The 12358-nt window shown below is 61.8% G+C and carries 13 protein-coding genes; 7 read left to right on the plus strand and 6 right to left on the minus strand.

Annotated features, from left to right (window positions below):
- Positions 1-3: 3 nt before the first annotated feature.
- Entirely contained in the window at positions 4-678 is a 675-nt protein-coding gene (radC, locus tag V3W40_RS17160) for a RadC family protein (RefSeq protein ID WP_092488210.1), read from the plus strand.
- Positions 679-706: 28 nt separating this feature from the next.
- On the opposite strand, the gene V3W40_RS17165 is transcribed toward radC, so the two are convergent.
- Complete coding sequence (locus V3W40_RS17165) at positions 707-2299, minus strand: ABC transporter substrate-binding protein (RefSeq protein WP_065937993.1); 1593 nt, start codon at positions 2297-2299, stop codon at positions 707-709.
- Between the two features lie 458 nt (positions 2300-2757).
- On the opposite strand from V3W40_RS17165, the gene rpmB reads away from it, so the two are divergent.
- Together rpmB and rpmG are read left to right on the plus strand one after the other, a co-directional pair.
- A complete protein-coding gene (rpmB, locus tag V3W40_RS17170; protein ID WP_003176907.1) occupies positions 2758-2991 on the plus strand; it encodes a 50S ribosomal protein L28 in 234 nt (77 codons plus the stop codon).
- An 11-nt stretch (positions 2992-3002) separates the two neighbouring features.
- Positions 3003-3158 carry a 50S ribosomal protein L33 gene (gene rpmG / locus V3W40_RS17175; protein WP_003176906.1) on the plus strand — a complete coding sequence of 52 codons (156 nt, stop codon included), beginning with the start codon at positions 3003-3005 and terminating at the stop codon, positions 3156-3158.
- 70 nt (positions 3159-3228) lie between these two features.
- Here rpmG and V3W40_RS17180 read toward each other — a convergent pair whose 3' ends face one another.
- Positions 3229-3591 (minus strand): cupin domain-containing protein, encoded by a 363-nt coding sequence (locus V3W40_RS17180; RefSeq protein WP_027608294.1) that lies wholly within the window; start codon positions 3589-3591, stop codon positions 3229-3231.
- 230 nt (positions 3592-3821) lie between these two features.
- Here V3W40_RS17180 and V3W40_RS17185 point away from each other — a divergent pair, with 230 nt between their 5' ends.
- Positions 3822-5315, plus strand: a complete 1494-nt coding sequence (locus V3W40_RS17185) for an aldehyde dehydrogenase (protein WP_065948734.1) — start codon at positions 3822-3824, stop codon at positions 5313-5315.
- A gap of 148 nt (positions 5316-5463) precedes the next feature.
- Entirely contained in the window at positions 5464-6606 is a 1143-nt protein-coding gene (locus tag V3W40_RS17190) for an MFS transporter (RefSeq protein WP_146476964.1), read from the plus strand.
- A 12-nt stretch (positions 6607-6618) separates the two neighbouring features.
- Here V3W40_RS17190 and V3W40_RS17195 read toward each other — a convergent pair whose 3' ends face one another.
- Positions 6619-8184 carry a phospholipase D family protein gene (locus V3W40_RS17195; RefSeq protein WP_065926708.1) on the minus strand — a complete coding sequence of 522 codons (1566 nt, stop codon included), beginning with the start codon at positions 8182-8184 and terminating at the stop codon, positions 6619-6621.
- 62 nt (positions 8185-8246) lie between these two features.
- Positions 8247-9671, minus strand: coding sequence for an aminotransferase-like domain-containing protein (locus V3W40_RS17200; RefSeq protein ID WP_065926707.1), 1425 nt, complete (start codon positions 9669-9671; stop codon positions 8247-8249).
- A gap of 166 nt (positions 9672-9837) precedes the next feature.
- On the opposite strand from V3W40_RS17200, the gene V3W40_RS17205 reads away from it, so the two are divergent.
- Positions 9838-10062, plus strand: coding sequence for a DUF1127 domain-containing protein (locus V3W40_RS17205; protein ID WP_065926706.1), 225 nt, complete (start codon positions 9838-9840; stop codon positions 10060-10062).
- Here V3W40_RS17205 and V3W40_RS17210 read toward each other — a convergent pair whose 3' ends face one another.
- Positions 10063-11355, minus strand: a complete 1293-nt coding sequence (locus V3W40_RS17210; RefSeq protein WP_065948737.1) for an NAD(P)/FAD-dependent oxidoreductase — start codon at positions 11353-11355, stop codon at positions 10063-10065. It abuts the gene before it with no gap.
- Positions 11356-11470: 115 nt separating this feature from the next.
- Here V3W40_RS17210 and V3W40_RS17215 point away from each other — a divergent pair, with 115 nt between their 5' ends.
- Positions 11471-11824 (plus strand): YkgJ family cysteine cluster protein, encoded by a 354-nt coding sequence (locus V3W40_RS17215; RefSeq protein ID WP_065926704.1) that lies wholly within the window; start codon positions 11471-11473, stop codon positions 11822-11824.
- Here V3W40_RS17215 and V3W40_RS17220 read toward each other — a convergent pair.
- Positions 11821-12309: an Lrp/AsnC ligand binding domain-containing protein gene (locus V3W40_RS17220; RefSeq protein ID WP_003176896.1), complete on the minus strand. Its 489-nt coding sequence runs from the start codon at positions 12307-12309 to the stop codon at positions 11821-11823. The two genes, V3W40_RS17215 and V3W40_RS17220, sit on opposite strands and share 4 nt — an antisense overlap.
- Between the last annotated feature and the right edge of the window lie 49 nt (positions 12310-12358).

Genomic DNA, 12358 nt, shown 5'->3' on the forward strand with positions numbered 1-12358 from the left:
GGAATGAGTATTCGTGATTGGCCGGCGGCAGAGCGGCCGCGAGAGAAGCTTTTGGAGTGGGGTGCTGCGAGTCTGTCCGATGCTGAATTGCTGGCGATCTTCCTGCGCACCGGGGTAACCGGCAGGAGCGCGGTGGACCTGGCGCGCCATCTGCTGGCGCAATTTGGCGGTTTGCGCCCGCTGCTGGAAGCCAGCCAGGCGGTGTTCAGCCAGCAATTGGGCTTGGGGCCGGCGAAGTTTGCGCAGTTGCAGGCGGTGCTGGAAATGTCCCGACGCCATCTGGCCGAACGCCTGCGCAGCGATTCGGTGCTGGAAAGCCCGGTGGCCGTGCGCAATTACCTCAAGTCGCTGTTGCGCCATGAGCCCCATGAAGTTTTCGGCTGCCTGTTTCTCGATTCAAAGCATCGGGTGCTGGGGTTCGAAGTGTTGTCCGAGGGGACCATCGACGCTGCCGTGGTCTACCCGCGGCAAGTGGTCAAGCGCGCCCTGGCCTATAACGCGGCGGCGTTGATTTTGTGTCACAACCATCCCTCCGGGATCGCGGAGCCCAGCGCGGCTGATCGAAAATTGACCAAGCTGCTGCAAAAGGCCCTGGAAGTGGTGGATGTGCGGGTACTGGATCACATCATCGTGGGAGACGGTGATCCGTTGTCGATGGCGGAATATGGCTGGATGTAAGCCCGCCCCCTGGGGGCGGGCCTGGTTCTCAGGGCTTGACGCTGACCTTCGAGAAGTCCTGGCGCCCGAACGGGCTCACCTGGTAGCCCTCGACGCTCTTGCGCGCCAGGGCGAACGCCGTCGGGTGCGCCAGCGGCAACCACAGCGCCTGTTGCTGGATCTGCGCCTGGGCCTGCTGATACAGCTTGCTGCGCACACCTTGTTCGCTGGTGGTCTTGCCGGCGCTGATCAGCTTGTCCAGCGCCGGATCGCAATAGCGGGCGAAGTTGGTGCCGGATTTAACCGCTGCACAGGAAAACTGCGGGGTCAGGAAGTTATCCGGGTCGCCGTTGTCACCGGCCCAGCCCATGAACAGCAGGTCGTGTTCACCCGCTTTGGCGCGGCGAATCAGCTCGCCCCATTCGATCACGCGGATCTCGGCCTGGATGCCCACCTTGGCCAGGTCCGCCTGCAGCAGTTGCGCGCCGAGGTTCGGGTTAGGGTTCAGCAGGCTGCCGGTGGGGCGCGTCCAGAGGGTGGTCTTGAAGCCGTCCTTGAGGCCGGCACGGTCCAGCAAGGCCTTGGCCTTGGCGAGATCCTGTGGATACCCCGGCAAGTCCTTGGCGTAGCTCCAGGTATTGGGTGGGTAAGGGCCGTTTGCGGCTTCGGCGGTGCCTTCAAACACCGCCTTGAGGTAGCTGCCCTTGTCGAAGGCCAGGTTGATGGCCTGGCGCACCTCGGGCTTGTCCAGGGGCGGGTGCTGGCTGTTGATGGCCACGAACGCGGTCATGAACGCTGCGGTTTTTTCTACCTTGAGTGCGGGGTCCTTTTCGGCCTCGCCCACATCCAGGGGCTTGGGCGACAGGGCGATCTGGCATTCGTTGCGGTGCAGTTTCTGCAGGCGCACGTTGGCGTCCGGGGTAATGGCGAAGATCAAGTTATCCACAGCCGGTTTGCCGGCGAAATAGTCCGGGTTGGCCTTGTAGCGCACTACGGCATCTTTCTGGAAACGGCTGAAGATGAACGGCCCGGTGCCGATCGGCTGGCTGTTGAGCTTCTCCGGCGTGCCGGCCTTGAGCAGTTTGTCGGCGTATTCCGCCGGGTAGATCGAGGCAAAGCCCATGCTCAGGGCCGCGAGGAAGGTGGAGTCGGCGTGATCGAGGGTAAAGCGTACGGTCAGTGGATCGAGGGCATCGATCTTCTTGACCAGCGTTGGCAATTGCAGGGACTGGGCGTGGGGGAAGCCGCTCTGGGCGATCTTGTGCCACGGGTTGGCCGGGTCGAGCATGCGTTCGAAGCTGAAGCGCACGTCTTCGGCGGTCAGGGTGCGGCTTGGGGTGAAATACTCGGTGCGATGGAATTTCACGTCCGGGTGCAGCTTGAAGGTATAGGTCAGGCCATCCGGCGAGACGTCCCAGCTGTCCGCCAGGCTTGGTACCAGTTTGCCGCTGGCCGCGTCGTAGTCCACCAGGCGGTTCATCAGCACATCGGCCGAGGCGTTGGTGGTGGTCAGCGAGTTGTATTGCACCACATCGAACCCTTCGGGGCTGGCCTCGGTGCAGACGCTCAAGTTGCTGGCGGCAGAGGCCAGCGGCGCGATAAATAGAGGGGCTAGCAATAGCGGTAGGGCAGCGAGGCGCATGTTCGGTTTCCTTTGCAGATCGAAGGCCCATCTGCGAGTGCAGTCTGGAAAAGCCCTACCGTAGTGGTCTGGTTGAAAAATGACTAGCCCATTTTTGCCTGTGCTTTTGCCTCAAATGCTGTTTTGATGGCACCCCAGCGCGTTTCGCTGTGCGCTTTGCTGCGCGCGCGAGCGCTGTAAATCATTCTGTGCGACGAGCGGTCGGCTGTTACAGCGGCCCCTCCTGGCAACGGTTCGGACGTCTGTCGCCGAGATTTACGCCGGTAAAAATACACGGGCTGTTGTTGCACATGGGTCTTTCTGGTATAAAGCAGCGCTCTTTTCTAGGGGCCCGGTTCCTTCGCTTGTAGGTGTAGCCGGTAAGACCCTAAAGAAACGCGGCGCCTGGCGCCAAATGACTGAGAGATTAAGCGGCCAACCCATGCCGGGTTGGGCATGTGGTTTTAGAGGGCTGAGGCATGTCGAGAGTCTGTCAAGTTACCGGTAAGGGTCCGGTGACTGGGAATAACATTTCCCACGCAAATAACAAAACCCGTCGTCGTTTCCTGCCGAACCTGCAGCATCACCGCTTCTGGGTTGAAGAAGAGAAACGTTTTGTTCGCCTGCGTGTATCTGCCAAAGGCATGCGTATTATCGACAAGCGTGGCATCACTGTCGTGCTGGCCGAAATCCGCGCCGCTGGCAAGATCTAAGGAGCTCTATCATGCGTGAATTGATTCGAATGATCTCTAGCGCCGGTACTGGTCACTTCTACACTACCGACAAGAACAAGCGTACTACCCCGGACAAGCTCGAAAAGAAAATGTTCGACCCGCGCGTTCGCAAGCACGTGATCTACAAAGAAGGCAAAATCAAGTAATTGATTTTCCTCCTTGTGAAAAAAGCCCGTATCTCACGATACGGGCTTTTTTTTGCGTCGGATTTACTGATCAGGCCTTCTGCTCGAACACCACATAGATCTTGCGGCACGGCTCCAGCACTTCCCAGGTGCCGCTGAAGCCGGCGGGGATCACGAAGCGGTCGCCGGCACGCAAGGTCTTCGCATTGCCCTCGGCGTCGCGCAATACAGAGACGCCCTGCACGATCTCGCAATACTCATGCTCGCTGTAGTTGACCTGCCACTGCCCGACCTCACCTTCCCAGACACCGGCGTTCATCTGGCCGCACGGGCTGTTGTAATGGTTGTACACCGTTTGTTCGGGATCGCCCTTGAGGATTTTTTCCGCGGCAGGGCGGTAGCGGTCTGGGGCGGTGTTGGCCTGGCTGAAGTCGACGATGTCCTGGATGCTCATGTGCGTGTCCCGTCTGGCCTGCGGTTGGAGAACCCAAAGTCTATGTTTATTAAAATGAACATCGCAAGGGCGTTTACCGCGGTTATGTCAAATATATTGAAACATCCCTGGCCGCTGGTTTAGGGTGGCAGCTGCCTTTGAGCCGAACAGCTGGCTGGCGGGCAAGCATTCTTTGAGGCTGCCGGGGGACATCGCCTGGCCCTTGTATTCAATAAGAGGAGGACACTCGCATGACCACCCTGACCCGTGCCGACTGGGAACAACGCGCCAAGGATCTGAAGATCGAAGGCCGCGCCTACATCAATGGCGAATACACCGCTGCTGTTTCCGGCGACACCTTCGAATGCATCAGCCCGGTCGATGGCCGCCTGCTCACCAGCGTAGCCAGTTGTGACGCCGCCGACGCCCAGCGTGCTGTGGAAAACGCCCGCGCCACCTTCAGTTCCGGTGTCTGGTCGCGCCTGGCGCCGGCCAAACGCAAAGCCACCATGATCCGTTTCGCCGCGCTGCTCAAGGCCAATGCCGAAGAACTGGCGCTGCTCGAAACCCTGGACATGGGCAAGCCGATCAGTGACTCCCTGAACATTGACGTACCCGGCGCGGCAAATGCCCTGAGCTGGAGCGGCGAGGCAATCGACAAGATCTACGACGAAGTCGCAGCCACCCCGCACGATCAGTTGGGTCTGGTGACCCGCGAGCCGGTCGGCGTGGTGGGTGCCATCGTGCCGTGGAACTTCCCGCTGATGATGGCCTGCTGGAAACTCGGCCCGGCGCTGTCCACCGGTAACTCGGTGATCCTCAAGCCGTCCGAAAAATCCCCACTCACCGCCATCCGCATCGCGGCCCTGGCCGTTGAAGCCGGTATTCCGAAAGGCGTGTTCAACGTGCTGCCGGGCTACGGCCACACCGTCGGCAATGCGCTGGCGCTGCACATGGACGTCGACACACTGGTGTTCACCGGTTCGACCAAGATCGCCAAGCAACTGTTGATCCGCTCCGGCGAATCGAACATGAAGCGTGTATGGCTGGAAGCCGGCGGCAAGAGCCCGAACATCGTTTTTGCCGATGCTCCGAACCTGCAAGCCGCCGCCGAATCCGCTGCCAGCGCCATCGCCTTCAACCAGGGTGAAGTCTGCACTGCCGGTTCGCGCCTGCTGGTGGAACGTTCGATCAAGGACACCTTCCTGCCGCTGGTGATCGAGGCCCTCAAGGGCTGGAAACCCGGCAACCCGCTGGACCCGGCGACCAACGTCGGTGCCCTGGTGGACACCCAGCAGATGAACACCGTGCTGTCGTACATCGAAGCCGGCCACACTGACGGCGCCAAGTTGGTGGCGGGTGGCAAGCGCATCCTGGAAGAGACGGGCGGCACCTACGTCGAGCCGACGATTTTCGACGGTGTAACCAACGCCATGAGAATCGCCCAGGAAGAGATCTTCGGCCCGGTGCTGTCGGTGATCACCTTTGACGGCGCCGAGGAAGCGATCAAGATCGCCAACGACACCCAATACGGCCTCGCCGCTGCGGTGTGGACGTCGGACATTTCCAAGGCGCACCTCACCGCCAAGGCTCTGCGTGCCGGTAGCGTGTGGGTCAACCAATACGACGGCGGCGACATGACCGCACCGTTTGGCGGCTTCAAGCAGTCGGGTAATGGTCGCGACAAGTCGCTGCATGCGTTCGACAAGTACACCGAGCTGAAGGCGACCTGGATCAAGCTGTAAGCAACACCGCAGGCAAATGTGGGAGGGGGCTTGCCCCCGATAGCAGTGTGTCAGGCACTAACAGTGCTCAATGATCCACCGCAATCGGGAGCAAGCCCCCTCCCACACTGTTTTGTGTGAACCCATGATTATCCACAGGAGCGTGGCAATGCGTTGGGCGACCTATTTCGCCGTCCTGGCCTCGGTGCTCAGTGTCGGCCTGGCCCTGGGCGTCAGCATGCCGCTGGTCTCCCTGCGCCTTGAGGGCTGGGGCTACGGCAGTTTCGCTATTGGCGTTATGGCCGCCATGCCGGCCTTTGGCGTATTGCTCGGCGCCAAGGTCTCCAGCCGTCTGGCCGCCTGGCTCGGCACCGCGAATCTCATGCGTCTGTGCCTGTGGGCTGGCGCGGTGTCCATCGGTTTGCTGGCCATTCTGCCCAGCTACCCGATATGGCTGGCGTTGCGCCTGATGATCGGGGTGATCCTGACCATCGTGTTTATCCTCGGTGAAAGCTGGATCAACCAGTTGGTGGTGGAGCAGTGGCGTGGCCGGCTGGTGGCGCTGTATGGCTGCAGTTATGCCTTGAGCCAGCTCTCGGGCCCGTTGCTGCTGGGCCTGATCGGTACCGACCATGACTATGGTTTCTGGGTCGGCGTTGGCCTGCTGGTGGTGGCTCCGTTGGCATTGCTGGGTCGCTCTGGTGCGCCCAGTGCCGAATCGTTCAGCGTGACCTTCGCGGACCTGTGGCGCTTCTGCCTGAGCCTGCCGGCGATTGCCTGGGCGGTGGCGCTGTTCGCCGCGTTTGAGGCGATGATCCTGACGCTGCTGCCGGTGTATTGCCTGCAACAGGGCTTCACTGCCGAAATTGCCCTGGCGATGGTCAGCACGGTAGTGGTCGGTGACGCGCTGCTGCAACTGCCCATCGGTGCGCTGGCGGATTATCTGCCACGACGCACGCTGTTTTTGAGTTGCGCACTGCTGTTGCTGGCATCGAGCCTGGCGGTTCCGTTGCTGATGCACACGCTGCTGATCTGGCCAATATGGGTGCTGTTCGGCGCCAGTGCCGGCGGGTTGTTCACGTTGTCGCTGATCCTGATCGGCGAGCGTTATCGTGACGATGCGCTGGTGCGTGCCAATGCCCACATCGCGCAGTTATGGGGTATCGGTTGCCTGATCGGCCCGCTGGTGGCCGGCGCCGGCAGCCAATGGATCAGCGGGCACGCGCTGCCGTGGCTGATGGCGGCCGGGGCATTGGGCTTGGTGGTGCTGTTGCTGCGCCAAGGCGCATTCGGTGCTGCTCAGCCGGCTTGATCCTCGCTGTTCCTAGAGCATGCGTTCCAGGCCGACCGAGGTGGCGAACCAGGCATTGAACCGTCGCCACCAACTGCCCGGTTCACGGGTCAGGGTGTGCAGTTGGCCGTTGTCCTCGGTCACCCATACCACGTTGCCGTCCTGCAGTTTCGCCTCGTAGCTCAGGGCCGGCGCCATGCCTTGCAGGGCGAGATTGCGCACGTGTTCCGCCAGTTCGGGGCTGTCCACCAGCACGCCGACCTCGGTGTTCCACAGCACGGAGCGCGGGTCGAAATTGAAAGAGCCGACAAACGATTTTTGCCGATCAAAGATCATCGCCTTGCTGTGCAGGCTCGAGTCCGAGCCGCGGAACGTGCCTCGACGAAACAGGTGCGGGCCGCTGCCGCCGCCGTCACCCGGTTGGCGGCGTAGCTCGTAGAGTTTTACCCCGTGCTCCAGCAGCGCCTTGCGGTACGGTGCATAGCCGCCATGTACGGCAGGCACGTCGGTGGCTTCAAGAGAGTTGGTCAACAAGCTCACCGATACGCCCGCGTCGGCGCGCCCCGTCAGGTACACCAGCCCGGGCTGTCCCGGCACGAAGTACGCCGAGATCATCATCAGTTCATGGTTGACGCCTTCCAGCTCCGGGGCCAGTTGCGTGGTCAGCAGCAGGTGCGGGTCCGGGTCGGCCTTGGACAGCACCTTGCTGGGTGCGTCCCACAACGCCTGGTTCCAGGCCCAGATCAGTTCGCGGCGCCAGATGTCCATGCGCGGCTGGGTCTGGTAGGTGCGCAGGCGCGCGTACAGCGCGTGCTTCTGCTGGCGCGATTCGGCCAGCGACGCCTCCAGGCTCAGGCGCGCGGCGGCCAGGTCACCTTTGGAGGGCGTATTGGAGACGAAATCATCAATGGGTTTGCTCAGGGCGCTGTTCCAGTACTGATCGAAACTGTGCCCGAGTTGCTCGGCCACCGGCCCCACGCTGAGCATGTCGATATCGGTGAAGTTCAGGTTGGGCTCGGCGTCGAAATACTCATCCCCCAGGTTGCGCCCACCGACGATGGCCACGCTGTTGTCCGCCAGCCACAGCTTGTTGTGCATGCGCCGGTGTTGCAGCGACAGGTTGAACAGGCGGCCCATGGCGCGCGTCACACCGGTGCTGCGTCCCAGGTGCAGGGGGTTGAACAGGCGAATCTCGATCTTGGGGTGGGCGGCGAGGGTGGCGATGATCTGGTCGAGGCCGTCGCTGGTGGTGTCATCCAGCAGGATGCGCACGCGCACGCCACGGTCGGCGGCCTTGAGCAGTTCATCCACCAGCATCCGCGTGCTGATGCCGTCGTGGACGATGTAGTACTGCAGGTCAAGGCTGGTCTGGGCATTGCGGATCAGCTCGGCGCGGGCCATGAAGGCTTCGCTGCTGTTGGGCAGCAGGCGAAAACCTGAACGGCCCTGGTAAGGCGCGGCCTGGGCCTGGATCGAGCGGCCGAACGACGATTGGGCGGCCGGCAGGGCATCGCTGGGTATGCGCGGGGTACTCACCGTGGCGCAGCCGCTCAAGGCCAGGGCTCCCAGCAGGAAAAACGGTAAAAGCCGTCGAATCATCAAGGGAGTCGTGTCCAGGTCAGGGCGGTTGTCGACATATGACGGCGGTTTCTTGCGAAAGGTCAGTCCACCGTTTCGGCCAGCATCTTGATCGCGGCAGCGCCGACTTTGCGCACGGCCTCTTCAATCTGGGCGGTAGGCTTGGCAGCGTAGTTCATGCGCAGGCAGTTACGGTACTTGCCCGACGCGGAAAAGATGCTTCCCACAGCCACCTGTACGCCTTGTTCCACCAGTGCGCGGTTGAGCTTGAGGGTGTCGAAGCCTTCCGGCAGTTCTATCCACAGCATGAAGCTGCCTTGTGGGCGGCTGGCGCGGGTGCCGGCAGGGAAGTAGCGGCTGACCCAGTCGAGCATCAGGTCGCGATTACGCTGATATTGTGTGCGCATCCGTCGCAAATGCGGTTCGAAATGACCCCCTTTGAGAAACTCGGCAATTGCGATCTGCGGCTGCGTGGCGGTGGAGCCGGTGCTGATGTACTTCATGTGCAGTACCCGCTCCAGGTACCGGCCCGGAGCGACCCAACCAATGCGCAGGCCTGGCGCCAGGGTCTTGGAGAACGAACTGCACAGCAGCACACGACCGTCTTCGTCGAAGGATTTGATGGTGCGCGGGCGTGGGTAGCTGTAGGCCAGTTCGCCATACACATCGTCTTCGATGATCGCTACGTCAAAGCGCTGGGCCAGGGTCAGCAATGCGCGTTTGCGCGCTTCCGGCATGATGTAGCCCAGCGGGTTATTGCAGTTGGGGGTCAGTTGGATGACCTTGATCGGCCACTGTTCCAGTGCCAGTTCCAAGGCTTCGAGGCTGATGCCGGTGATCGGGTCGGTGGGGATTTCCAGGGCTTTCATGCCCAGGCCCTTGAGGGTCTGCATGGCCCCGTGGAAGCTGGGCGAGTCCACCGCGACGATATCGCCCGGCTCGCAGATGGCGTGGATGCTGGCGGACAGCGCCTCGTGGCAGCCGGTGGTAATCACGATGTCCTCGGCCGTCAGTTGGCAGCCGGAATCCAATGACAGCCGGGCGATTTGCTCGCGTAGTTCCATACAGCCGAGAATATTGTCGTAATACAGCCCCGGCAGATCCTGGCGCCGGCTGACGCGGGCCAGGCTGCGCAGCAGGGGTTTGAGGGTGGGTGACAATACGTCCGGCATGCCGCGGCCCATCTGTATGACGTCTTTGCGCGGAACGGCGCGAATCAGTTCCAGCACCAGATCCCACTGGGAGATTTCCACCGGGCGCTGGGCCGGGCGGCCGACCTCGGGCAGCGCTGGCAACTCCCGGCCCACAGGTACAAAGTACCCAGACTTGGGCTTGGGCATCGCCAGGCCATTGTCTTCCAGCAGCCGATACGCTTGCTGCACGGTGCTCAGGCTGACCCCGTGCTCCACACTCAAGGCGCGTACGGACGGCAGCCGATCTCCGGGGCGATAGAACCCCTGTTCGATGCGTGTGCCCAGTAATTCGGCGAGGTTGACGTAAAGCGTCATGGCGGTCGCTCCCAGGGGACCAGTACAGATAGGGGGAAAATACAGGATTCAGCCGCGCATAGGCAGTGTCTGTATGGATTTAATAAAGGTGGGTTGAATCTGTAATGGTTTTGTCTGCTCGCCCATTCTAGCCACTCATGGCAACAGGCAAATGAGGGGCAGCAAAATGAACGGCATGAGTGATGTGCGGCTGACGTTACACAGTCAGGAATTGCAGGCTGGGCAAGAGCGGGCGACGTCGCCGCGCGAGATCAGCCGCTGGAGCTTGTTCTGGCACCGCCGCCATACGCGCAAGGCCTTGCTGCACTTGACTCGCGAGCAATTGCGCGACGTTGGGTTGACCCTGGAGCAAGCCCGCCAGGAAGGCTTGAAACCCTTCTGGCGCGATTGATCAGACCAGCTCTTTGAGACGGTGCCAGAGCATTCCCAAGGCCAGCAGCGGCGAGCGCAGGTGCTTGCCGCCGGGGAAGGTGATGTGTGGCACCCGGGCGAACAGGTCGAAACGTCCCTGCTGCTGGCCGCTGATGGCTTCGGCCAGCAGTTTGCCCGCCAGGTGTGTGGCGTTGAGGCCGTGGCCTGCGTAGGCCTGGGCGTAATACACGTTGGGCTGATCCGCCAGGCGGCCGATCTGCGGCAGGCGGTTGGCGCCGATGCCGATCATGCCGCCCCATTGGTAATCGATCTTCACGTCGGCCAGCTGTGGGAACACCTGCAGCATCTTTGGCCGCATGTAGGCGCCGATGTCCTTGGGGTCGCGTCCGGAGTAGTGACAGGCGCCGCCGAATAACAGGCGACGGTCGGCGGACAGCCGGAAGTAATCCACCGTCACGCGCTGGTCACACACGGCCATGTTCTGCGGTAGCAGGTTGGCGGCTTGCGCCTGGCTCAACGGTTCGGTGGCGATGATGTAGCTGCCGGCGGGCAGCACCTTGCCGCTCAATTGCGGATTCAGTCCATTGAGATAGGCATTGCAAGCGAGTACCAGGGTCTTGCCGCGCACTGTGCCTTGGGCGGTGTGCACCTTGACCTCGGGGCCGTAGTCGATGCGCGTGACTTCTGACTGTTCGAACAACTGCACACCCCATTGCTGCGCGGCGGCGGCTTCGCCGAGAGCCAGGTTCAACGGGTGCAGGTGGCCGGAACCCATGTCGATCATGCCGCCCACATAGCGGTCGGAGCCGATGACGCTGCCCATGTCGCTCGCTTGCAGCAAGCGTACTTCGTGGCGATAGCCCAGGCTGCGCAGTTCTTCGGCGTCTTCGGCAAGGCCTTGCAGGTCGCGAGGCTTGTTGGCCAGGTCGCAGTAGCCCCAGGTCAGGTCGCAGGGGATCTGGTAGCGTTCGACACGTTCACGCACGATCTCCACGGCTTCCAGGCCCATCAGCTTCATCTGGCGCACGCCATCGGTGCCGATCACGTTGGTGAACTGCTCCAGGCCATGACCGACGCCGCGAATCAACTGGCCGCCATTGCGCCCGCTGGCGCCCCAGGCGATCTTGCGCGCCTCCAGCAGAACCACGCTGAAGCCGCGCTCAGCCAGCTCCAGGGCCGTGTTGAGCCCTGAGAAACCGCCGCCGATCACGCACACATCAGCGCCCACCTCGCCCGTCAACGCCGGGTAGTCGGGTTGCGGTACGCTGCTGGCGGCGTAGTAGGAAGCGGTGTGCCGGGCGCTGGCGGTCATGGGGAGCATCCCTGTTTGGAAAATTTGACGCAGGATACAGCGGTCGGACGAAGCTGTCTGCGCGGGGCGTTTTGCTTCAGAATCCACCTCTATTCGCCGTTCGGTACCTGTTTCGATGAGTTGCAACAGTCAGAAAATCAGCGCGCTGCGCCGTCAGATTCCTTCGTTCGAGTGCGTCCCCGGCTGCCACGACTGCTGTGGGCCGGTCACCACTTCGCCCGAGGAGATGTCGCGCCTGCCACGCAAGACCGCTGCCGAGCAGGACGCCGCAATGGACGAGCTGAACTGTGTGCACCTGGGCCCCCACGGCTGCACCGTGTATGACGAGCGGCCGCTGATCTGTCGGCTGTTCGGTACCACGAAGACCTTGCCATGCCCCAATGGGCGGGGGCCGGTGGAGCTGATTCATCCACGGGTGGAAAAGCAGATCCATGAATACATGGCGAGCACCCGGCAGGTGCTGGTTTAATCGGGAATAGGCAGGTTGAGGCTCTCCTTGACCTCTTCCATCACGATATAGCTCTTCGATTCCCGCACATGGGGCAACTTGAGCAGGATGTCGCCGAGCAATTTGCGGTACGAGGCCATCTCGGAAATCCGCGCTTTCACCAGGTAGTCGAAGTCCCCCGAGACCAGGTGGCATTCCAGCACATGGGGCAGTTTCAGCACGGCGCGGCGGAACTCTTCAAAGGTGTCGCCGGATTTGTAATCGAGGCTGATCTCGACAAATACCAGCAAACTTCCCTTCAAATGCTGGGGATTGAGCCGCGCGTTGTAACCCATGATGATCCCCTCGCGCTCCAGCCGTCGCACCCGCTCGGTACACGGCGTGGTGGAGAGCCCGACCTTTTCCCCCAGCTCGGTGAACGAAATTCGCCCATCGGTTTGCAGGATGCGCAGGATGTTGCGGTCGATCTTGTCCAGCTCCCGCTTGGTCTGGGTGTTGGTACGCATAGGGGATACGCCTCTGTAAAAAGGGTTTTTGCCGAGAATTGTCGCCAAA

Origin of the sequence: Pseudomonas sp. AM8 (assembly GCF_036346475.1) — a bacterium.
Taxonomy (GTDB): Bacteria; Pseudomonadota; Gammaproteobacteria; order Pseudomonadales; family Pseudomonadaceae; genus Aquipseudomonas; species Aquipseudomonas marginalis.